The sequence below is a fragment of the Terrabacter sp. 2YAF2 genome (genome assembly GCF_052114705.1).
GTDB lineage: Bacteria > Actinomycetota > Actinomycetes > Actinomycetales > Dermatophilaceae > Terrabacter.
The window spans coordinates 103,839-123,982 of record NZ_JBFRFG010000015.1 but is presented as its reverse complement, the minus strand read 5'-3'; the positions used below and the strand labels follow the sequence as shown (position 1 = coordinate 123,982).

The 20,144-nt window shown below is 69.3% G+C and carries 20 protein-coding genes and 1 tRNA gene; 8 read left to right on the top strand and 13 right to left on the bottom strand.

Translation table 11 applies throughout. The annotated features are described in order from the left end of the window. The first annotated feature begins 1,150 nt into the window (after window positions 1–1,150). Window positions 1,151–2,545, top strand: a complete 1,395-nt coding sequence (locus tag AB4030_RS16305; RefSeq protein ID WP_442280262.1) for an amino acid permease — start codon at window positions 1,151–1,153, stop codon at window positions 2,543–2,545. Window positions 2,546–2,585: 40 nt separating this feature from the next. Here the strand turns inward: AB4030_RS16305 and AB4030_RS16300 are convergent, their stop codons facing one another. From AB4030_RS16300 to AB4030_RS16285, 4 genes are all read right to left on the bottom strand, one after another. After that, on the bottom strand, window positions 2,586–3,374 hold the full coding sequence (locus tag AB4030_RS16300; protein ID WP_442280261.1) for an ABC transporter permease subunit: 789 nt from the start codon (window positions 3,372–3,374) through the stop codon (window positions 2,586–2,588). Continuing rightward, the gene (locus AB4030_RS16295) at window positions 3,364–4,266 is read right to left on the bottom strand and encodes an ABC transporter ATP-binding protein (protein ID WP_442280260.1); all 903 of its coding nucleotides are present in this window, start codon (window positions 4,264–4,266) and stop codon (window positions 3,364–3,366) included. The genes AB4030_RS16300 and AB4030_RS16295 overlap by 11 nt, the downstream gene beginning before the upstream one ends. Beyond that, window positions 4,263–5,069, bottom strand: a complete 807-nt coding sequence (locus AB4030_RS16290) for a MerR family transcriptional regulator (RefSeq protein WP_442280259.1) — start codon at window positions 5,067–5,069, stop codon at window positions 4,263–4,265. Before AB4030_RS16290 ends, AB4030_RS16295 begins: the two co-directional genes overlap by 4 nt. 90 nt (window positions 5,070–5,159) lie before the next feature. Continuing rightward, window positions 5,160–5,426 (bottom strand): universal stress protein, encoded by a 267-nt coding sequence (locus tag AB4030_RS16285; protein WP_442280258.1) that lies wholly within the window; start codon window positions 5,424–5,426, stop codon window positions 5,160–5,162. Between the two features lie 164 nt (window positions 5,427–5,590). Here AB4030_RS16285 and AB4030_RS16280 point away from each other — a divergent pair, with 164 nt between their 5' ends. From AB4030_RS16280 to AB4030_RS16270, 3 genes are all read left to right on the top strand, one after another. Then, window positions 5,591–5,989, top strand: a complete 399-nt coding sequence (locus tag AB4030_RS16280; protein WP_442280257.1) for an SCO family protein — start codon at window positions 5,591–5,593, stop codon at window positions 5,987–5,989. Between the two features lie 85 nt (window positions 5,990–6,074). After that, window positions 6,075–6,389 (top strand): hypothetical protein, encoded by a 315-nt coding sequence (locus AB4030_RS16275; RefSeq protein ID WP_442280256.1) that lies wholly within the window; start codon window positions 6,075–6,077, stop codon window positions 6,387–6,389. Then, window positions 6,386–7,351: a cytochrome c oxidase assembly protein gene (locus tag AB4030_RS16270; RefSeq protein ID WP_442280255.1), complete on the top strand. Its 966-nt coding sequence runs from the start codon at window positions 6,386–6,388 to the stop codon at window positions 7,349–7,351. Before AB4030_RS16275 ends, AB4030_RS16270 begins: the two co-directional genes overlap by 4 nt. Before the next feature lie 69 nt (window positions 7,352–7,420). Here the strand turns inward: AB4030_RS16270 and AB4030_RS16265 are convergent, their stop codons facing one another. Next, a complete protein-coding gene (locus AB4030_RS16265) occupies window positions 7,421–7,867 on the bottom strand; it encodes a MarR family winged helix-turn-helix transcriptional regulator (RefSeq protein WP_442280254.1) in 447 nt (148 codons plus the stop codon). 94 nt (window positions 7,868–7,961) lie between these two features. Here AB4030_RS16265 and AB4030_RS16260 point away from each other — a divergent pair, with 94 nt between their 5' ends. Further along, window positions 7,962–9,380, top strand: a complete 1,419-nt coding sequence (locus AB4030_RS16260; RefSeq protein WP_442280253.1) for a ClC family H(+)/Cl(-) exchange transporter — start codon at window positions 7,962–7,964, stop codon at window positions 9,378–9,380. 124 nt (window positions 9,381–9,504) lie between these two features. Here the strand turns inward: AB4030_RS16260 and AB4030_RS16255 are convergent, their stop codons facing one another. The 4 genes from AB4030_RS16255 to AB4030_RS16240 all read right to left on the bottom strand — a co-directional run bounded on the left by AB4030_RS16255 (window position 9,505) and on the right by AB4030_RS16240 (window position 14,227). Further along, window positions 9,505–10,764 carry a DUF2254 domain-containing protein gene (locus AB4030_RS16255; protein ID WP_442280252.1) on the bottom strand — a complete coding sequence of 420 codons (1,260 nt, stop codon included), beginning with the start codon at window positions 10,762–10,764 and terminating at the stop codon, window positions 9,505–9,507. A gap of 403 nt (window positions 10,765–11,167) precedes the next feature. Further along, window positions 11,168–11,836: a class I SAM-dependent methyltransferase gene (locus AB4030_RS16250; RefSeq protein WP_442280251.1), complete on the bottom strand. Its 669-nt coding sequence runs from the start codon at window positions 11,834–11,836 to the stop codon at window positions 11,168–11,170. Window positions 11,837–11,929: 93 nt separating this feature from the next. Further along, window positions 11,930–13,480, bottom strand: a complete 1,551-nt coding sequence (locus AB4030_RS16245) for an HD domain-containing phosphohydrolase (protein ID WP_442280250.1) — start codon at window positions 13,478–13,480, stop codon at window positions 11,930–11,932. Between the two features lie 666 nt (window positions 13,481–14,146). Next, window positions 14,147–14,227: transfer RNA gene (locus tag AB4030_RS16240), tRNA-Tyr, on the bottom strand. 146 nt (window positions 14,228–14,373) lie between these two features. Between AB4030_RS16240 and AB4030_RS16235 the strand changes: the two genes are divergently transcribed. After that, window positions 14,374–14,868 carry a YajQ family cyclic di-GMP-binding protein gene (locus AB4030_RS16235; protein WP_045190851.1) on the top strand — a complete coding sequence of 165 codons (495 nt, stop codon included), beginning with the start codon at window positions 14,374–14,376 and terminating at the stop codon, window positions 14,866–14,868. Between the two features lie 84 nt (window positions 14,869–14,952). Here the strand turns inward: AB4030_RS16235 and AB4030_RS16230 are convergent, their stop codons facing one another. After that, window positions 14,953–15,741, bottom strand: coding sequence for a DUF4031 domain-containing protein (locus tag AB4030_RS16230; RefSeq protein WP_442280249.1), 789 nt, complete (start codon window positions 15,739–15,741; stop codon window positions 14,953–14,955). 144 nt (window positions 15,742–15,885) lie between these two features. On the opposite strand from AB4030_RS16230, the gene AB4030_RS16225 reads away from it, so the two are divergent. Then, window positions 15,886–16,176: a WXG100 family type VII secretion target gene (locus AB4030_RS16225; RefSeq protein WP_030193707.1), complete on the top strand. Its 291-nt coding sequence runs from the start codon at window positions 15,886–15,888 to the stop codon at window positions 16,174–16,176. Window positions 16,177–16,283: 107 nt separating this feature from the next. Here the strand turns inward: AB4030_RS16225 and groL are convergent, their stop codons facing one another. The 3 genes from groL to AB4030_RS16210 all read right to left on the bottom strand — a co-directional run bounded on the left by groL (window position 16,284) and on the right by AB4030_RS16210 (window position 19,217). Then, complete coding sequence (gene groL, locus AB4030_RS16220) at window positions 16,284–17,915, bottom strand: chaperonin GroEL (RefSeq protein ID WP_442280248.1); 1,632 nt, start codon at window positions 17,913–17,915, stop codon at window positions 16,284–16,286. 225 nt (window positions 17,916–18,140) lie between these two features. Beyond that, the gene (locus AB4030_RS16215) at window positions 18,141–18,566 is read right to left on the bottom strand and encodes an HIT family protein (RefSeq protein WP_442280247.1); all 426 of its coding nucleotides are present in this window, start codon (window positions 18,564–18,566) and stop codon (window positions 18,141–18,143) included. A 48-nt stretch (window positions 18,567–18,614) separates the two neighbouring features. After that, window positions 18,615–19,217, bottom strand: coding sequence for a hypothetical protein (locus AB4030_RS16210; RefSeq protein ID WP_442280246.1), 603 nt, complete (start codon window positions 19,215–19,217; stop codon window positions 18,615–18,617). Window positions 19,218–19,333: 116 nt separating this feature from the next. Here AB4030_RS16210 and AB4030_RS16205 point away from each other — a divergent pair, with 116 nt between their 5' ends. Next, window positions 19,334–20,140: an MBL fold metallo-hydrolase gene (locus AB4030_RS16205; RefSeq protein WP_442280245.1), complete on the top strand. Its 807-nt coding sequence runs from the start codon at window positions 19,334–19,336 to the stop codon at window positions 20,138–20,140. Window positions 20,141–20,144 lie beyond the last annotated feature (4 nt).

Sequence of the window (20,144 nt, the reverse complement as noted above, 5' to 3'; positions counted from 1 at the left end):
GCGGCCACCGGCGAGCTCCTGCGCCAGCTCGTCCTGGACCCCAGCCGTGACTACCAACCCACCGGACGCCCCACCCGGACCCGCACAAACGAATGAGCCGGACCTACATTCCGTAGGTCCGGCTCATTCCGATGTCCTGAGACATCACATGGGTTGCAGGTGAAGGATTCGAACCTTCGTAGCTCTCGCGACGGATTTACAGTCCCGACAATGCGATTCGCTGACCAGCATCAATGCCGCGGCTGCCGAGACTTCCCCGCGGATTCCCCACAAACACTCGAGAACAGCCGTGGACCGCCGACATCAACCGGACGTGAGCCCGGAGCCGCACGAAGCACTCTGGTCGCCTCTGTGGCCGGTCGTTCTTTACCGGATCTGCTTGATATGTGGGTGCTCCTTCGGGGTCGCCGGCGCTCCTACGTTGGGGTGTCCGTTCTCCTTGAGGAGGCCCCGTATGCCGAGCGTTGTGTCGTGTCTGATTCCGTCCGCTGAGCCTCGGCAGGAGCCGTTCGGCGATCCGCTGCTGGATGCTACCTGGAGTTCTTGTCCGGGCGCTGTCGGCGGAACACGGTGCTGGCTCGCCCCCCTCTCCCGCGGCATGCCCAGTCTATTCGCGACGGTCGGCGCTGAACCGACTCACCGGAGCCAGCGATTCTCGTCCCGCGGCTGGTCGCCCTTGGGACACACCGCCAAATGGGCGCATGCATTTCGCCCGGGTGATGCCGCGGACAGGGAACCCTTGGTGGACTGCCGACGTGCGCGCTAGACGTCAACCGTGCTTCTGCTGCTCAGTCGTCTTCGATGTATCAGTGGCGGGTTCGCCTATGGTCACGAAGTCGCGGATGATCTCCCGGTGTTCGTCGTGCGACAAGTTCGGGGTCGTACCCCCACTGAATCCTTGGCGGGGCTCGCGGCTGGCGACCGGCTGTAGGGTCGGGGTCGCTGCCAGGGCAGGCTGAGGTGGGGCGTCCGCGAGGCGGTGCCTTTCCCGAAGGCACGTCGGTCGGTTGCCGAATCCTGGTCGCGTCGCGACTATTGCCCGTCTGACGGCGTCGGAGGAACTGTGGCTGTGTCAGAGAACCCGGATGGGGCCTCGCCACCGGGGCGTCCGCGTAGAGCGCGCGTGGCAGGGGCGCTGCATCGGCGCCCGGTGCTGCTGCTGGCCTTCGCGTTCGCGGTGATGGCGGATCCGGTGTCGTCGGTCGCGTATGCGGTCGAGGCGGCTTTGCGTGCCCTGAACGGGGACCTCGGTCTCCTCGTGGCCACGATGACGCTGGTCGTGGCGATCATCGCGCTCGTGGTGGTCAACTACCAGCAGCTGGTCGCTCGCTACCCCAAGGGTGGGGGTGCTGCCGCCGCGACGGGTGAGGCGTTCGGTGAAGGCTGGGCGTTCATTCCGATCGGTGCGTTGATCGTGGACTTCGTGCTGACCATCGCGATCAGCGTCTCCGCGGGCGCGTCAGCCGTCATCGCGTACGTTCCAGGTCTCGCCCCTTGGCGGCTGCCGCTCGCGTTGGGGCTGTTGCTCCTCGTTGGGGGGATCACCTGGTTCGGACACCTCGGCCGGCTCGTGTTCGCCGCCCTCACCCTCGGGTTCATCGCCGTCGCTGTCACGGTGCTGCTCTACGGGCTGACAGCCGAGCCCCACCCGGTCGGGACGATCACCACGACACCCGGCCACCAAAGCCTGGTGGCGGTGGCGCTGGCCTTTCCCGTGGCGATGGCTTTGGCCACCGGCGTCGAGGCTCCTTCCTCGGCGATCGCGCAGCTCGGGCAGCTCGATGATGCCGGCCGCCGGCGGTTCGGTCAGGTCACGCTCTGGCTGACTCTCGGGATCGTTGGCACCATCACCATCGGGCTGGGCTGGGAGGCGAACCGGCTGCGGGTCGGGATTCCGCCGCCGGAGAGCACCCAGATCGCCGAGCTGGCCCGGGTCGCGGCCCCGGGCCCCGTCTTTGCCGTGTTCCAGGTGATGACGGCCCTGCTGCTGTTGTCGGCGGCGAGCTCCTCGTTCCAGGCCGGTCCAGGTCTGCTCAAGGCGTTGGCCCGTCACCACACCGGCAGTGGTCGGCAGCACGGGATCCTCCCCACGTGGCTGGGTCGCACCAACGCGCATCACACTCCGTTCTGGGGGGTGGTCCTGTTCGTTGGCGCGTCCTGCCTGGTCGTCGCTGCCGCAGGGGCCCACGACCAGGAGCTCGTGCTGTTCTACGCGGTGTCGGTGTTCCTGTCGTTCCTGGCCGGCCTGCTCGCCATGGCCGTGTTCTCCCGGCGCGACCACCGGTCGGGACTTCTGGTGCTGAACCTGTTTGGCGCGTTCGTGGTGGCGTTCACGTTGGTCGTCAACCTCGCCCGCGGGCTGCCGCTCGTCAGCCTCGCCGCGTCGCTCGCCATCGCCGGCGGCCTCTACCGGGTGTGGGTGCGGGCCGGTCGGCCGGGCGGCATCCGTGACGTCGCGGCCGAAGCTGAGTCCGACGCCGACAACCAGGACCAGAGCGATCTGGGCCCCCAGCCGGGGGCCATCAGCGACGGCGGGATCTCCTGAGCCGAGTCGGACCGGCACCTCCTGGGAGGCCAGAGGGTGGTCAGTGGATGTCGAGGCGGCGGAAGGCCAGGATGGTCGCACCGACGAGGACGATGCCCAGCCCGGTCAGGGCGCCGAGCTCGGCGACGGTCACCCCGCGGGTGAGCTGGCCGTCGCCCACCGCCCAGAGGAAGGGCGAGAGCCACTGGATGCGGTGGACCGCGTCGACGACCGGTGACAGGGAGCTGATCAGGTAGGCGCTGGCGGCGATCGCGGCGGCCGCGCCCATGGCGGCGCCGCGGCTGCCGCTGATCGCGCCGACGAGCAAGGCGATCGCGCCGAGATCGAAGGCCAGCAACGTCAGGGCGACGGTGACTCCCAGCAGGGGCCCCCAGCGGGGGTTGAGCTCGAAGTGCGGACCGGTGAGGCACACGGCATAGGAGACGACGGGCACGACGAGCGCGGCCACGAGCAGGGTCAGCGCCTTCGCGGCGACGATCCGTGCCCGGGGCACCGGCAGGGTCGCCAGCAGACCAAGGAGTCCTTCGCCGTCCTGTCCGGCGATGGCGGCGCTGCCGTAGCCGATCGTGAGCATCAGGGCCAGGAGAGGACCGAAGTTGGCGTACATGTTGGCGCTCAGCCAGCCCTCGGGTGAGGTGATCGAACCGGTGATCCCGAAGGCTGCCGCGGCCGCCGGGTTCGCGGCGATCATGTCGTCGAAGGCGGTGTCGTGTTGGAAGGTCGGGTAGACCGCGACGACGAGAAACAGGTAGGCGGCGGCCCCGACGGCCGTGCCGATGAGCATCCGGCGCCGCAGCCGCAGGTCGAGCCTGATGAGGTCAACGGGCATGAGTGGTCCCTCCGTAGAGACGCAGGAAGAGCTCCTCGAGGTCTGCGGGCCGAGCCGTGATCGTGTCGGGCTGCAGCGGGGCGATGGCGGTCAGGACCGGGGCGGCTGCTCCGGTGTGGGTCAGGGTGACGTGGCGCGCGGTCGTGACGTGCAGGGTGACCCCGGGGACGGATGCGAGCTGCTGCGCGTCGACGTCGTGGTCGAAGGTGAGCTCGATGGTGCGGGGGGCGGACGCGCGCAGCGCGGCGACCGTGTCGTCGACGACGATCCGCCCGGACCTGATGATGGCGAGGCGCTGCACGACGCGCTGGACCTCATCCAGGTCGTGCGAGGAGAGCAGGACCGTGCGGCCGTCGGCGATGGTCTCGCGAAGGAGCGCGGCGAACTCGTCCTGCAGCAGCGGGTCCAGCCCGGAGGTGGGTTCGTCGAGGACGAGCAGCCGGGGCCGATGCATGAAGGCCAGGACGAGGCCGAGCTTCTGCTTGTTGCCCTTCGACAACGAGGCGACGGGGCGGGTGAGCTCGGCCCCGAAACGCTCGACCAGCTCATCCTCGTATGCCGTGTGGTGGCCTCCACGCATCCGGCGGAACGTGTCCAGCACCTCGGAGCCGGTCAACCGTTCGGGCAGCCGCAGCTCGCCGGGGAGGTAGCCGACGTCGGCGAGGAAGGCGGCCTGCCCGGTCGCCGGATCCTGGCCGAGCACCCGGGCCTGACCCCGACTCGGCCGGTAGAGGCCGAGCAGGCAGCGGATCGTCGTGGATTTGCCGGCGCCGTTCGGGCCGAGGAAGCCGAACACCTGACCTGGTTCGACGACGAGGTTGACATCGCTGATCCCGAGGTCGTCGCCGAACGTCTTCGTCAGGTGTTGGGCCACGATGGGTGGCTCGGTCATGCCGGACACTCCTGCCTGGCCAGGGCCATCAACCTGCGGACGAACTCGCGGTACACCGGCGAGGGGTAGGCGAGGTCAACGGCGGCGCGCACCGCTGGGTTGTCCAGGTCCGCAGCACGCCGGAGCAGGCGGTGGGTCGCGTCGGGATCGAGCCGTGCGGCGAAGTCGACCGTGCGTCGCACGACCTCGCCGACCTCCTCACGGACGGGTGCCGGCATCCGCGGCCCGGTGGTCACCGCGAGGTGATGGCACGCCTCCCACAGGCTCAGCAGCTCATCGAGGTCATCCTCCGACACGGCATCGAGGAGGGTGGTGACCTCCGCCGGCACGGCCCCGCGATAGCACGCGAGCTCGAGCAGATCGCGCTCGCGCGACATCGCCTCGCGCATGCCCGGCGGCAGCGGCCGCTCGAGCAGGGCGGCATACACCCGCACGACCGGCCACGGCAGCGGAGACAGACGCCCGTGGGTCCGCACCCGGTCGAGCAGGGTCTCGACGCGCGCACGCTGGGTCGTGAGGACGGCGATCTTGTCGTCGATCGAGGCGAGGACGGCATCGAGGTCCTCGATGACCATGCCGCGTTCGTCCGGGTTTCCCGGAGGTCTGAGCATGTGCGGCACCTCGGCCAGCGGCACACCGGACTCGACGAGCCACCGGATGCGCATGAGCCTGGTCAGGTGGGTGAAGCCGTACGCCCGCCACGTGGTTCCCGATTCCGGGACCGCGAGCAGCCCGAGCTGGTGGTAGTACCGGATCGTCCGAACGGTCGTGCCCGAGAGGGAGGCCAGATCCTTGATGCGCATGGCGCCATCATCTGGTGTGACGTGACGTCACAGTCAAGCATCCGATGGCCATGATCGGATTCAGGTTCGCGTTTGGCGACTCTTGGGACCCTAGGCTGGCGAGGGGACGACGACGACCGGGCAGTGGGCGTGGTGGGTGCAGTGGTCACTGATCGACCCCAGCACCCTTTGCAGCACGCGGCCGTGTCCGCGGCTACCCACCACGAGGAGATCGGCGTGCTTGCTCTCCTCGACCAGGACATTCGCTGGGTGGGCGTTGACCACCGCGCGGGTGACGGGTACGGAGACGTCCGGTTCGGCGGCGGTGGCCTCCTCGACCGCCCTGCGGGCGATGCCGTTCCAGTCGACGTCGTCCACGGTCGACCGGACGTACGCGTTGTGCTGCCATGGAAGGGCTCGGCCTCTGTCACTCCGATCGCAGGCTCCGACCAGCTGCACGTAAGGGGCACAAGGGCCCGACCCGGCCTCCGTTCGGCCATGTTCACGCGCAGTGCAATGATTGCCTTATGCAACGGTTTCGGATGGCTCGTGCAGCAGCGGCAGCGGCAGCGGCAGCGGCAGCGGCAGCGGCAGCGGCAGCGGCAGCGGCGGTAGGGCTGGCGGCATGCTCGGCCGGGACGGGGAGTCCGGTCCGGGTCGCGGACCCGACCTCGGCGGCCCTCGCCCGGATCGGGACCCAGCTCGACAGCGCCCTCCCTGCGTCGCTGCTGCGTCTGCGGTTCACGTCGACCGAGGGTCGCACGGTGCGGTTGGCGGACTTCGCGGGCAAGTCGGTTGTGCTGTCGGATGCCATGACGTTGTGCCAGGAGACCTGCCCGCTGGACACCGCGACGCTCGTGCAGACCGCCCGAGCCGAGAACGCCGCCAAGCTCGGGTCTGACGAGGTGTTCCTGTCGATCACCGTCGACCCCGGGGCGTGACACGGCAACCCAGCTCGCGGCATATCGCCATCTGTACTCGCCGGCGCCCGCCAACTGGTTGGCCCTGACGGGGTCTCCGGCGACAGTGAAGGCACTGTGGGACTACCTGGGGGTCTGGCGCAGCACGGTGGGCGAGCCGCCGGGGCCGGCGCCGAGGAACTGGCGCACCGGCGAGCCGTTGAGCTATGACGTCCAGCATTCCGACGAGGTGTTCTTCCTCGATCGGCGAGGTCATGAGCGGTTCGTCCTCGAGGGGCCCCCGTATGCGGCACGCGCGTCCCTGCCCCAGGCTCTCTACGACTTCATGGACTCTCAGGGTCACCGCAATCTGTCGAGTCCCTCGTCGAGCGCGTGGACCGAGGCTCAGGCCAGGCAGGTGCTCGGATGGGTCCGTCAGTGATCCTGGGCGCACGCAAGGTCGATGTCGCCGCGTCGATGAATCCGTCGATGTGGATGCCGATGAAGCCGCCGACGCTGGGACGACTGCTGGCATGGCACCCGCAGCCGATCCCGCTGGTCCTGGCACTGACGTGCCTGGCCGCGATCGGGTACGGCTGGGCGGTCCTCCGGCTGGCGCGCCGCGGCCACCCCTGGCCGTCGGTCCGGTCCGCCATGTTCGGGGTCGGAGTCGCGAGCATGGTGGCGATGACCGGTACCGCGATCAACGGCTACGGGATGGCGATGTTCAGCGTCCACATGGTCCAGCACATGGTTCTGAGCATGGTCACGCCGCTGTTCCTGCTGCTGGGGCGACCGGTGACCCTGCTGCTGCGGGCGCTGCCCGGCGACTCGCGTATGCGGCGGGCGGTGGTGCGGCTGATCCGTAGCCGGGCTGCACGGATCCTGACCTCGCCAGGTTTCACGATCCCCTTGTTCGTGCTCAGCCTCTACGGGCTGTACTTCACGCCGGTGTTCGATGAGCTGATGAGCACCTGGTGCGGGCACGCGGTGATGCTCGTCCACTTCGTGGTGACCGGGCTGCTGCTCTTCTGGCCGATTCTTGGCCTCGACCCCAGCCCGCGCCCGCTGTCGCCCCCGCTACGGCTGATCGAGGCCTTCCTGCCCGTGCCGTTCCACGCGTTCTTCGGCGTGACCGTGATGGGGATGACCACCCTTTTGGTGCAGACGTTCGCGCACCCTCCCCGGACGTGGCACCTGTCGCCGGTGGGCGATCAGCAGCTGGGCGGCTCGCTGGCCTGGGGGTTCACCGAGCTGCCGAACCTTGCCGTCGTGCTCATCGTCGCGACCACGTGGGCGCGGGCCAGTGCCCGCGAGGCGCGCCGTCACGACCGGTCCGAGGATCGCAGTGGTGAGGCGGACCGCAGGGCCTACAACGAGTGGCTGTCCTCGATGCCGCAGTGACGACGCCGGGCGTCGCCGGGGACCGACAGCTGATGGGTCGAGCCCTGCGTCGTGGGGGCCGTCACCCCGCTACCAGCCGAGGCTGTGAGCCGGGTCGACGCCGACGGTGGGCTCGTTGGCGGCCGCCGCGAAGGCCTCCAGCGCAGCAATGAGAGCAGAACGGTCGGAGTCTGGGAGATGCTGCACGATCCGCCCGATCGCCTCCCTTCGGTGCGCGGTGACTGCGTCGACCAGGGCCGCTCCTTGGCCGGTGACGGCGATCACGACCTCCCGCCGGTCGTCCGGGTTCTCCTGTCGGTCGACCAGTCCCTCCCGGACGAGGCGATCGACCTGGCGCTGCGCGGTAGAGGCGTTCACCCCAAGGCGCGTGGCGAGCTGGACCAGAGTGGTGTGACCGTGAGTCGCCAGCACAACCAGGACTCGGAACTGGGCGACGGTGACGGTCTCCTCGACATCGGACAGAGACCGTGCGGACACGCCCACCAGCGCGCGCGAGGCGGTGAGCAACGCGGTCACGAACTCGTCGTCGCCAGGGCCAGCATCGGTCGCCGGGGCCACCCGTTGATGCCCGTGATTATCTTGCATAACGCAATCATTGCATAATGCGTGCATGGCACCGAGATCCCCAGACCGGCGGCGAGGCCCCTCCAGGGCGCTGTGGAGCCAGGCCTCGGCCGGTTGGCGCCGCCCGACGCGTGGTTCACGCTCGTCGGCTGTCGGGGAGAGCCCGGGCGGGCAGCTGGCGTTCGCGGCGGCCGCCATGGTCGTTGGGGTGCTCACCGGCCTGATAGCGGCGACGTTCCGCGTCGTGCTCGAGCATGCGGGACGGGCCAGGCTCGAGCTCGTTGGATGGGCACACGGCAGCCCGGCCCTCGGGTGTGCCCTGGTCGTCCTGGGTTGCGCCGCGGCCACGAGCGCGGCCGCGTGGCTGGTCCACCGCGTCGAGCCGCACGCCGAGGGAAGCGGGATCCCTCGGGTGGAGGCCGTCGTCGAGGGCCGGACGCCCCCCGGACGCTTCCGGATCCTGCCAGTCAAGTACCTCGGCGGCGTGCTGTCGATCGGTTCCGGGCTCGCCTTGGGCAGGGAGGGCCCCTCGGTGCAGATGGGCGGGAACATTGCCGTCATCGTGGGCAGCGTGCTGCGTCGCAGTCGGGCCGATGTGCGGCTCCTCGTCGCAGCCGGGGCGGCCGCCGGCCTCGCGACCGCGTTCAACGCGCCGATCGCCGGCGGCGTCTTCGTGCTCGAGGAGCTGGTCAGGCGGTTCGACCCACGCACCACGCTCGCCACCCTGGTGGCCTCTGCCGCGGGGTTCGCCAGCGCACACCTGCTCCTGCATCACTCCACCGCATCCGACTTCCACGTGCCAGCCCTGGCCGACCCCACGCTGGCTCAGGCCCCTCTGGTGGTCGCCGTCGGCCTGACCGCCGGCCTCCTCGGCGTCGCCTACAACGCGGCCGTGATGAAGAGCCTGCGTATCGTCGACACCAGCCGGTGTCCGGTCGTGGCGCGTGCCGCACTGATCGGCGCACTCGTCGGAGCCGTTGGCTGGATCGCCCCGGCGGTGGTCGGTGGCGGGGACAACCTCACCCAGCAGGCCCTGTCCGGCCAAGGCACCATCGCTGGGGTGACTGGCTTGCTCGTGCTCCGCTTCGGGCTCGGCGTGGTCTCGTACGCCGCCTGCACGCCTGGGGGTCTCTTCGCGCCGATGCTCGTGCTCGGCTCGCACCTCGGGCTGCTCGTCGGGCTGGTCGGTCACGTGGTGGCGCCACACCAGACGCCGGCCCCGGCAGCGTTGGCGCTGATCGGGATGGCGGCATTCTTCACCGCGACCGTTCGCGCGCCCGTCACCGGCATCGTGCTCGCGACGGAGATGACGGCATCGACGACGCAGCTGGCGCCCATGCTCGGCGCCTGCGCGATCGCGATGCTGACTGCCTCCACGTTGCGGTCGACGCCGATCTACGACCAGCTCACCCGCCGAGCGGTCTCGGCCTTCAGAGTGAATGCCGCCGAAGCGCACGAGACATGACCGCACCAGTCCTTCACCGACTCGGTAACGCGGTCGCGGCCGCCGCGGTGTACCGCACGCATGTGCCGCCGTCCGAGCACCCCCAGCACATCGACATGCATTTGACGGGACCTGACTGGCTACGTCACGCCCGGTCGCCGAGCTGAGCTAGGACGATGGCGGCGTGCGCGCGGACCGGCTCCAGATCGGCCGGTTGGGCAACTGCCCGCTCGGCGTCTTCGACGACGAGCTGCACGTGTCCGGCGATGAGCCTACGGTCGCCAGGGTCGTGACAGAACGTGCCGGTGGTGGCCAACACCCGGAGCAGGGCGCGGTCCACCCGGGGCTCGGCGCACCCGTACCGGCGGATCTGACCGGTGGCCAGGTCGAGGTAGTAGGACAGGTCCCGGCCAGGTATGACGACCCGGATCCTCCCAGAATGGTCGCGCAGGCGTTGAGTCCCCAGCGGCCGGCGCACCAGGTCTGCGAGCAGGACGCCCAGGTGTTCCAGCGCCTGGATCGCCGTGTACGGGTCGTTGACGGCGGGCGACAGTGCCTTGACGGCAATGTCGGCGAGTTGCCGCACGCCGAAGGCCGCATCCTGTTCGGCCGTGCGCTCGTAGCCCAGACGGACCGCCACGGGTAGAGCCTCGCCGAAGTCTGCCGCGTCGGTTGCAGGGCCGTCCCGGGAAGGGGACTGGGACCACAACCACAACAGCGGTGCTCCTTCCACGACATACTCGCCCACCATCGTGGACACGGCCACCACCAGGTCGTGGTCCCTCGCAATCGGGAGGAGCACTTCGGGACGCATGGTCTGGACCCAACCGGACTGGTACGCCGGCACCGCGACGGCCCAGGTCGGCGGCGATGGGGCCGGTTCGGCGCTTACGCCCTGCGTGGGCAGGTCCTCGTCGATCACCCGGAGCGTGCTGCGTTCGACACTCCTCATCACTTCATCGATCTGGATGGAGTGCGCCAGGTGGTGCACGAAGAACACGAGCATGAGCAGGCTGACGAAGAGCAGCACCAGCGCAAAGCTGACCGCGAGCCGCGGGTAATCCTCCACCCGTTGTCCCGCCGCCACTCCGACCGTGAACAGGCCGGCCGTGCTGTAGGTGAACGTGGCGACGAAGACGCTCAACACCACCTGGTTGGTCCGGTCGCGCAGGAAGTTGCGCAGCAGTCGCGGTGAGAACTGCGTCGAAGCCAACTGCAGCGCGACAACCGTCAGCCCCAAGACGAGAGCGATCACGGTGGCCAAGGTGCTCGAAATCGCGATCAACAGCGTCCGCGCGTCGTCCGGGGTTCCCTGAAAGACGAACCAGCGGGTCGAGGACACGTCGACCTGGGACAGCACCAAGCCGATACCGAGCGCCAAGACCACAGCGATCGTGGGCAGCACTCACAAAGCCCCGCGGATGTACTCCCACAACGCCTCGCGTCGCACGCAGACCACACTGGCCGTGGGAGCCCACGCGGTCAACGCCCTGATCAAGATCATCGGGTGGGTCACCCACCTGCGCCGTGACCCTGTGGCTAAACTGCGTCACTTCGTTGAGAAGGCCGCGAGGGACACTCGGCGCTCGTGATCGAACCCTCCGAACACACACTCAGCCCTTTGCTCGCCGCGATAGCTGAGGGCTCAGCCGTCGGGCACTGGCGCCGAGCCCCTGCGACTCAGGGCCGCGGGAGCGGGTACCTTCTCCGCCCGCCTTTCCGAGTCGACCCGTGGACCAGCGTTCTCAACGTGCTGGCATGACCAATGAGCGTCTCCCCGCGCCTGGGTCGCGGCTCGGGGGCGTCATTCACGTGGGGTCGGCTCGCGTCTGGGTGGTGTTCTCGGCGCCGACCGGGGTCGGGTGGGTGGCTCGGCCATGGACCAGCGGGTTGATGAATGGGGGCGCCTTGGGGAAGTCCGTCTCGGCGATCTCCTCGATGCGCAATCCTTCGGATGCGAGCGTCAGACGCGTGGGCCGGTTGCAGTCGCACATGACCATTGCCCGGTTGAGCCAGTTGAACCGGTCCTGAAGCCGCGCATGCCTTTCGTCCTCCGAGCGCATGTGCTCCAAGAAGAGCAGCTGGCCTCCGGGTCGGAGCACCCGCCGGATCTCGCGCACCGCCAGTGGCTGGTCCTCGACTCCGCAGAGCACCAAAGTGCAGACCACGGTGTCGAACGAGTCGTCGTCGAACGGCAGTCGCTCGGCTGGGGCGCGCAGCACCGTTGCGGACCTTGGCTGCTGCTCGACCCTTCGCTGGAGCCGTTTCAACATGGACGGGTCTGGCTCGGTGAGAGTGAGGTGCTCGACGTCGGGCCCGTAGTGGGGAAGGTTGAGCCCGGTGCCGGCGCCCACCTCGAGCACGAGGCCCGTGGCCCGTGATACGACTCCGGCGCGCAAGTCAGCGAGTCCGGCGCGTTGCGCGCCGCCCATCTGCCAATCGTAGGTCGCTGCGAAGATGCGCTTTCTCAGTCCCATGGTCTTTGTCCTTTCAATGCCGTGAAGGGGTCAGGACAATTTGACGGGATCGCCCGGTGCCGGCGCGTGGGGCAGGTGCCCCATCTTTTCGGCTCAGTTCGGTGTGCCGGTGACGAGCCCGTGTCGGAGCGCGAAGAGGCTCGCGGTCACCCGGCTGGTCGCCCCGGTCTTGGCGTAGATGTGCTCGATATGATTGCGGGCCGTCTTCGGCGAGATCACCAGCTCAGTGGCGATCTGCTTGCTGGTCAGGCCGCGCGTCAGCAGTCGCAGGACCTCGACCTCGCGTGCTGTGAGCCCGGCCGGACGGGTGATTCGTACCGGGCTGCGGTGGCCGACGGCGACCAGCACCGCCTCCACGGCGTCCCCGTCGAGACGCCCCCTGCGCGCCTCGACCCGGAGCTCGACCGCCGCGCGCTCGGGTGTGAGCGCGGGGCGGTACGGGCGCGGCTCGACCATCGCCTCGTAGACGTCTGCGGCGCCGAGGATCCGAGCCTCCACGCCGATGGCCTCTCCGGTCAGCCCGCGGGGGTAGCCCGAGCCGTCGAGGCGCTCCCGCAGCTGTCCAGCGATCGCACCGACGGGGCTCAGAGTGGGGGACTGCCGCAGCATCCGTTCGGTGAAGTACGGCTGCAGATGCACACGCTCCCGCTCGGCGGCCCCTAGCGGTCCCCGCTTGTCCCAGATGGCGTTGGACACCCCGAGCCGTCCCAGGCCGTGCGCGAGCCCGGCGCGCCGCAGCGTCGTACGCCGGTCATCGGTGAGCCCCAGCTGTCGCCCGGCGTTGTTCACCACCTGGGCGACGGCGCGCGCGTGCCCCAGCATGTACGGCGACTTGAGGTCCACAAAGTCCGCCACCGCACCGAGAGCGGTGTCGAACTCGTTCTCGGTGAGCGGCCGGTCCAGCACCGGGTCGTCGGCGATCACCGCCTTCCACGTGTCGGCGCCGTCCAACCCCGCCAGCAGCTCGTCAGCGGAGCGTACGAACGCGGCGGCGACCTCGGGGTCGAACTGGATCCCGGCCAGCTTGCGAGCCAGGGCGGTCGCCGCAACCACGCCACCGGAGCGGTGGGCGACCTCGATGAACTCGGCAAACTGCGAGACCCGTGCCGAAACGGGGATCACGTCGCCACTCAGCTCCCCGGGCCAGCCGTGCCCGTCCCACTGCTCGTACGAAGCGCCCACGGCGTCCTGCACCGCGGGCGGGAGGCCGATCTCGGTGGCGAGGAGCCTGGCCATGGCCGAATGGCGGCCGATCATGTCGTCCACCTCGCGGCGACCCGCCAGCGCGAAGCTCACCCCCACCCGGAACCGCATGAGCAGGGGCTGCCCGGAGCCGATCCGGCGGAACGCGGCCACAGCCGGCCGCGCGCCCCGGACCCCGTGCGTGTACTTGTCCGACTTCAGCCCGATGTCGTCGCCGAACCACTTCGCCTGCTCGTGCGCGTCCGTGTGACACCCGACGTTCGTCAGCAGGGCGGTGTAGTAGACGGTGCTGCGCTCCTCCTCGCCCAAGTCGAGGTGGTCGGCCAACCGCAGGGCGATGCGGCACTGGCGTAGCACGTGCTCCATCGGCTGCCCAAAGCCGAGGTCGACGCCCAACGAGAGGGCTCCGAGCATCTCGGCAAGCCGAACCGGCTCTCCCATGGCTCCTCCTCGTCTGGGAGCACACATCCTCGATGACAACCCTGACCTCATCGAGCCCATGAGGCAACCGCCAGCGCCCCGAGCGGCAAAACCCATGATCTACGGGCGATCAGCGAGTCCGTGGAGAACGGGGTTGCGCCTTGCCATCGTCGCGGGCGTGGCACGCGCACACGGTGGCATTACGGGCCGTGGCCAATGTCGACGGATGCTGTCGGGTTCACCCTGCGCCTGTCGACGTCGTCCGGCGCCACGGCCTGACCCGGCGTGGCCAATTCGCACCCGCGCGAGGCGTACACGCGACCCTCACACTCGGGCACCGGAGGTCCTTGACCAACGAACTCCAGCGCGCTTACTGGTGACCGATGCAGAGGGGAGTTGTCGAGAGGAAGCCCAGTTGCTATTCGAAACGGAGCAGGAGTCCGCCGCGATTGCACACCCCCTCTCCCCACATCGCCGCAGGTCACCGGCGGGAGGCAGGTAGGAGACGCCCCGTCGCAGGCCCGATTTCCCCACGTATTCCCCGCGGAGTCATTCGGCCCCCACGTTTCCGCAGATCAGAGGCTTGCGCACTCGCCTTCGGAATCCGCAGCGCGAAATACCCCTCCCGGGTACATGCGAGAGGCCCTGACCGGCGTTTCCGCTGGTCAGGGCCTCTGGCGCACTGGGTGGCAGGTGAAGGATTCGAACCTTCGTAGCTCTCGCGACGGATTTACAGTCCGTTTCCATTGGCCGCTCGGACAACCTGCCTTGGTGCGTCTGGAAGGATAGCAAGAGATCGGGCGCGGTCCGAAATCGGGACCCCGGCGAGGCTTTCGTCGTGTCCGCGGGCCACCAGATGAGCGCCCAGGCGCCGTCCGACAGACCAGACAACAGCACGTGGAAGGACCCCACCGATGGCCGACTCGTCGTTCGACATCGTCAGCAAGTTCGACAAGCAGGAGATCGCCAACGCGGTCAACAGCGCCAGCAAGGAGATCGCGACGCGCTACGACTTCAAGAACGTCGGTGCCTCCGTCGACCTCGCCGGCGAGGTCATCAAGATGAAGGCGAACACCGAGGAGCGCTGCCTCGCCGTGCTCGACGTCGTGCAGACGCACCTCGTCAAGCGCAAGGTCAGCCTCAAGCACCTCGACGTCCCCGAGGCCGGTCCGCGCCTCTCGGGCAAGGAGTACCACCTCGACGCGCCCCTCAAGGAGGGCATCTCCCAGGAGAACGCGAAGAAGATCAACAAGCTGATCCGCGACGAGGGTCCCAAGGGTGTCAAGAGCCAGATCCAGGGTGACGAGCTGCGCGTCTCGAGCAAGTCCCGCGACGACCTCCAGGCCGTGCAGCGGATGCTGCGCGAGGCCGACCTCGACGTCGCGCTGACCTTCACCAACCAGCGCTGACCCTCCGGGTTCGCCTGTCGGACAAGCGAACCACGATGACAGACCACGTATGCCGTCCGCTGCAGCGGGCGGCATACGTGCGTCTCAGACGGGGCTGGCGAGGTCGCGGAGGTCCGGGAAGACCTCGACCGCGAGGGGCCACCAGAAGAGGTGGCCGCACAGCTCGGCATACTCCTGCGGCGTGACCCAGCGGGTCTCGTGGATGCCGTCGTCACCCTCGGTGATGTCCGGGCACGCGTCGTCCAACCGGGTGCGAAACACCTGCAGGAACGGCTTGTCGCGCCCGAAGACGTTGTCGTCGGTGCGCGGCGTGAATCGCTCGTAGCCGCAAGGGATCACGTCCGAGTGGCGCAGCCGGAGGCCCGTCTCCTCGAGAGTCTCGCGGACGGCGTTCTCGACCGGCGTCTCGTCCGCCTCACGCCACCCTCCGGGCGAGCCCCACTCACCGCGACGGATGCTGTGCACGACGACGAAGTCACCACGACGGTCGCGCACGAAGACCATGGCGGCCAGGACGCGCGCCGGGTCGAGGGGCTCGTCGGACGCGACGAGGTCGACGTCGCTGGCACCGTTGGGGAACGGCACGTCCAGGATGCGGCGCACCCCCCGGTCGCGCTTGCGCTTGCGCAGCCGCAGCCCCGAGGCGTTGAGGCGGCGCGCGAGCTCGACCCCCGTCGTCGGCTTGGCGCCGGCATCGACGGCGTCCTGCCAGCGGCCCTCGGGCACGTCGTAGTGGTCGCCGTCGAACGACCGCGGGTGCAGGGCTGCGGCGCGGGCGACCTCGTGCAGCTCGTCGTAGGAGGCGTCGCTGACGAGGTGGGCGAAGAGCCGACCGTGGGCGGGCCAGATCGGCTGGTCGATCCACACGGTCATGGCTCGAAGCCTAGGCCAGCGCGCTCCGTCCTGCCGTCCCCCGCCCCCCCCTGTGGATGACGCCGGCAGGCGCTCCCTCGCCCGACCTAGCCTCGAAAGCACGTGGCCACCGTCCGGTCGGCCTCCCGATCGAGGAGTAGACCCATGTCCCGTTCCGTCGTTGACACCGAACGCATCGCCGCAGCGGCCGCCGACATCAACCGGCTCGCCGACACCATCACCTCGAGCACGTCCGAGCTGCGCGGCCGGCTCGCCGGCATGGGCGCCGACTGGCAGGGCCCGGCGAAGGTGGAGTTCGAACGCGTCATGCACGACTACCAGCGCATCCAGGCACAGATGACCGAGGCGCTCGCCGATGTCGGCCGGCTCACGCTCAAGGCGTCGTCCGCCTACGCGGAGCACGAGAACGCGACGCGCGCCCTCTTCGCCCGCTGAACGGTCCGACGCGTGCCCGAGGCCGCTCACCCAGACGCCGAAGGGCGGCTCCCCACGAGGGGGAACCGCCCTTCAGTCGTGTTGCTGTGTTGCGTGGAGCAGGGGGCTCAGAAGCCCATGCCGCCCATGCCACCCATGTCGTCGCCACCGGGCATGGCCGGCGCGTTCTTCTCGGGCTTGTCCGCGATGACGGCCTCGGTCGTGAGGAAGAGCGCCGCGATCGAGGCTGCGTTCTGCAGCGCCGAGCGCGTCACCTTGACCGGGTCGATGATGCCGGCGGCCAGCAGGTCGCCGTACTCACCGGTCGCGGCGTTGAGGCCGTGACCGGCCTCGAGACCGCGCACCTTCTCGGCCACGACTCCACCCTCGAGACCGGCGTTGATCGCGATCTGCTTGAGCGGGGCCTCGGTCGCGACGCGCACGATGTTGGCACCGGTCGCCTCGTCACCCTCGAGCTTGAGCTCGTCGAGCGCCTTGGCGGCCTGGATGAGGGCCACGCCACCACCGGCGACGATGCCCTCCTCGACGGCAGCCTTCGCGTTGCGGACGGCGTCCTCGATGCGGTGCTTGCGCTCCTTGAGCTCGACCTCGGTGGCCGCGCCCGCCTTGATGACGGCCACGCCGCCGGCGAGCTTGGCGAGGCGCTCCTGGAGCTTCTCGCGGTCGTAGTCGGAGTCCGACTTCTCGATCTCGGCCTTGATCTGGGCGATGCGGCCCTCGATCTGCGAGCGGTCCTCGGCGTCCTCGACGATGGTCGTCTCGTCCTTGGTGACGACGACCTTGCGAGCCTTGCCGAGCAGGTCGAGGGTGGCGTTCTCGAGCTTGAGACCGACCTCCTCGGAGATGACCTGACCACCGGTGAGGATGGCGATGTCGGTGAGCATGGCCTTGCGGCGGTCGCCGAAGCCCGGAGCCTTGACGGCGACGGACTTGAACGTGCCCTTGATCTTGTTGACGACGAGGGTCGCGAGGGCCTCACCCTCGATGTCCTCGGCGATGATCAGCAGCGGCTTGCCGGACTGCATGACCTTCTCGAGCAGCGGGACGAGGTCCTTGATGCTGCCGATCTTGGAGTTCGCGACGAGCACGTAGGCGTCGTCGAGGACGGCCTCCATGCGCTCGGTGTCGGTGACGAAGTAGGCGGAGATGTAGCCCTTGTCGAAGCGCATACCCTCCGTCATCTCCAACTCGAGGCCCATGGTGTTGGAGTCCTCGACGGTGATGACACCTTCCTTGCCGACCTTGTCCATCGCCTCGGCGATGAGACCGCCGATCTCCTCGTCGGCCGCCGAGATGCTGGCGGTCGAGGCGATCTGCTCCTTGGTCTCGATCTCCTTGGCCTGCTCGAGCAGGCGGGCGGTGACGGCCTCGACGGCCTTCTCGATGCCGCGCTTGAGCGCCATCGGGTTGGCGCCGGCGGCCACGTTGCGCAGGCCTTCCTTCACCATCGCCTGGGCGAGCACGGTGGCCGTCGTCGTGCCGTCACCGGCGACGTCGTCGGTCTTCTTGGCAACTTCCTTGACGAGCTCCGCGCCGATCTTCTCGTACGGGTCGTCGAGCTCGATCTCCTTGGCGATCGAGACGCCGTCGTTGGTGATCGTGGGCGCGCCCCACTTCTTCTCCAGAACGACGTTGCGGCCCTTCGGGCCGAGGGTCACGCGGACGGCGTCGGCGAGGATGTTCATGCCCCGCTCGAGACCGCGGCGTGCCTCTTCGTCAAAAGCAATGGTCTTGGCCATTCGGGTGGTTCCTCCCACACGAAACGTTGGTGGTGGACCGCACGACGCCCGCGACGGACGGGATCGGTCTCCCCAGCTTCATGTCGCTGCGGACCCGACCCCTCGGCATACGGCCCATTTCTGTCACTCCCCTAGGGAGAGTGCTAACGCCATTATTGGCACTCTCGGGGTGAGAGTGCAAACGTTCCGGAGCGCTGCCGATCGGGCGTATGCCGTGCGCTCGGCTCAGGCGCCCACGGCCGGCGCCAGCGCGCCGGCGATACGGGCGGCATACTCCGTGGACTCCTGCTCCGACGCGTACGTCGTGCGGGGCCAGAAGAAGCCGCGCAGGCCGTCCCCCTTGGTGCGTGGCACGACGTGCACGTGCAGGTGCGGCACCGACTGGCTCACGACGTTGTTCACCGCCACGAAGCTCCCCTGGGCGCCGAGCCCCTCGACGGCTGCCGCGGCGAGCCGTTGCGCCGCCCCGAGCAGCGTGGCGTGCAGGTCGGCGGGCAGGTCGAGCAGGGTGTCGACGTGCCGGCGCGGCACGAGCAGCACGTGGCCCTTGAACACCGGGCGCCGGTCCAGAAAGGCGACGAGCTCGGGCTCGTCGAGCACGACGTCGGCGGGCGTCTCTCCGGACACGATCGAGCAGAAGACGCAGTCCATGGCGACAGGCTCCCACGCCGTCGCCGGTCGAGCCGTCTCGCAGCCAGCTCAGCAGAGGACGAGCAGGAGGCAGCGGCTGGTGGTGGGCGTCGTGGTCGGGCTCGTGGTGCGGGTCGGGGTGCGGGTCGGGGTGGGGGTCGTGGTGGTCGGCGAGCTGGTCGGCGCCGGCTCGCGCGACCCGGTCTGCCTCCGCTTCCGCTTCTGGATGTCATGGGTCTCCACCGGCAGCGGCACGGCCGTGGCTGATGGAGCAGGCGCCGCCTCGGTGCTCTGACTCGGTGGGGGCGTGGGCGGCGTGCTGGCCGGCGCCGAGGACGCGGGGTCGCCGTTCGGCGCCGCCACCGGCGTGGCCGAAGAGCGGTTGGAGCTCCGGGAGGTGATCGAGCCGGCCTCGCGGGTCGCGCTCGGCGTGGACGTCGCCGCGACCGGGGCCAGGTCGTCCGCCGTCGCGGTCCGCGTGGAGTCGCCGTTGGGCAGCCCGACGCGGGGAGCCGAAGCGGTGGTCCGGACCGGAGAGCCGGCGTCGGGCCAGTAGGCGATGGCACCGGTCGTCAGGAGAGCCACACCTGCCACCCCGGCCACGCCGGCTGCGAGAACGCGCTTGCGGCGTCGCTCCGAGGCACGTCTGGAACTGCGGGTGTCGGTGGACATGGCATGCCACGGTAGACGAACGGGCGGAGGACCGCCCATTCGCGCGTGCGCCGATACGGTGTTCACATGCTCGACGGGACGCGACCGGAGACCGGCATCACAGCGCAGGACCGCCGGTGACTGCCGCACCGGGAGGTGGCTTCACGGAGGTGGCCGACCGGGTCTTCGTCGCGCGCTACCGCGAGTGGGACGTCAACGTCGGCCTCGTGCTCGGTCGCCACGGCGCGGTCGTCATCGACACGCGGGCGAGCGACGTCCAGGGCGCCCACGTGCTCGACGACGTCCGCCGCCTCGGCAAGGACGTCGTGGTGCGCCACGTCGTCAGCACACACGTGCACTTCGACCACACCTTCGGCAACGCCGCGTTCGAGACGGCCATCGTGCACGCCCACGACAACGTCGGTCGCACGACGCAGACTGCGGCCGAGCACATCAAGGCCCTCGTCCGCGCCGACCCCGGAGCCGCCCCGGAGTACGGCTACACCGAGCGCGACGCCGCCGAGGTGTTGGCGACGGTCGTCCGGGGCCCGGACCGCACCTTCGGCTCCAACGCGACCATCGACCTCGGTGACCGGGTCGTCACGATGGCGTATGCCGGCCGCGGCCACACCGACGGCGACGTGGCGGTGCTCGTGCCCGACACCGACGTCATGTTCCTCGGCGACCTCGTCGAGGAGAGCGCGCACCCGTCGTTCGGCGACGACTGCTGGCCGCTCGAGTGGGCAGACACCCTGACCTCCCACCTCGTACAGGTGTCGGAGCGCACTGTCGTCGTGCCGGGGCACGGCCGACCGCCCCTCACGTCGCCGAGGGGCCTGATGGGCGATTGCCGGTTGGGTTGGTGGTGTTCTTCCGGCACCTGGTGCCGGAAGAACTCCACGAACCCACCCGGCATTCGCCCATCAGGCCGCTCGGCGACGTGAGGGG

Bases quoted from the DNA above. Each gene is read 5' to 3' on its own strand.
- AB4030_RS16300 (WP_442280261.1), bottom strand. From the start codon at position 3,374: ATGCCCGTTGACCTCATCAGGCTCGACCTGCGGCTGCGGCGCCGGATG.
- AB4030_RS16295 (WP_442280260.1), bottom strand. From the start codon at position 4,266: ATGACCGAGCCACCCATCGTGGCCCAACACCTGACGAAGACGTTCGGC.
- AB4030_RS16290 (WP_442280259.1), bottom strand. From the start codon at position 5,069: ATGCGCATCAAGGATCTGGCCTCCCTCTCGGGCACGACCGTTCGGACG.
- AB4030_RS16280 (WP_442280257.1), top strand. From the start codon at position 5,591: ATGGCTCGTGCAGCAGCGGCAGCGGCAGCGGCAGCGGCAGCGGCAGCG.
- AB4030_RS16260 (WP_442280253.1), top strand. From the start codon at position 7,962: ATGGCACCGAGATCCCCAGACCGGCGGCGAGGCCCCTCCAGGGCGCTG.
- AB4030_RS16250 (WP_442280251.1), bottom strand. From the start codon at position 11,836: ATGGGACTGAGAAAGCGCATCTTCGCAGCGACCTACGATTGGCAGATG.
- AB4030_RS16245 (WP_442280250.1), bottom strand. From the start codon at position 13,480: ATGGGAGAGCCGGTTCGGCTTGCCGAGATGCTCGGAGCCCTCTCGTTG.
- AB4030_RS16235 (WP_045190851.1), top strand. From the start codon at position 14,374: ATGGCCGACTCGTCGTTCGACATCGTCAGCAAGTTCGACAAGCAGGAG.
- AB4030_RS16230 (WP_442280249.1), bottom strand. From the start codon at position 15,741: ATGACCGTGTGGATCGACCAGCCGATCTGGCCCGCCCACGGTCGGCTC.
- AB4030_RS16225 (WP_030193707.1), top strand. From the start codon at position 15,886: ATGTCCCGTTCCGTCGTTGACACCGAACGCATCGCCGCAGCGGCCGCC.
- groL (WP_442280248.1), bottom strand. From the start codon at position 17,915: ATGGCCAAGACCATTGCTTTTGACGAAGAGGCACGCCGCGGTCTCGAG.
- AB4030_RS16215 (WP_442280247.1), bottom strand. From the start codon at position 18,566: ATGGACTGCGTCTTCTGCTCGATCGTGTCCGGAGAGACGCCCGCCGAC.
- AB4030_RS16210 (WP_442280246.1), bottom strand. From the start codon at position 19,217: ATGTCCACCGACACCCGCAGTTCCAGACGTGCCTCGGAGCGACGCCGC.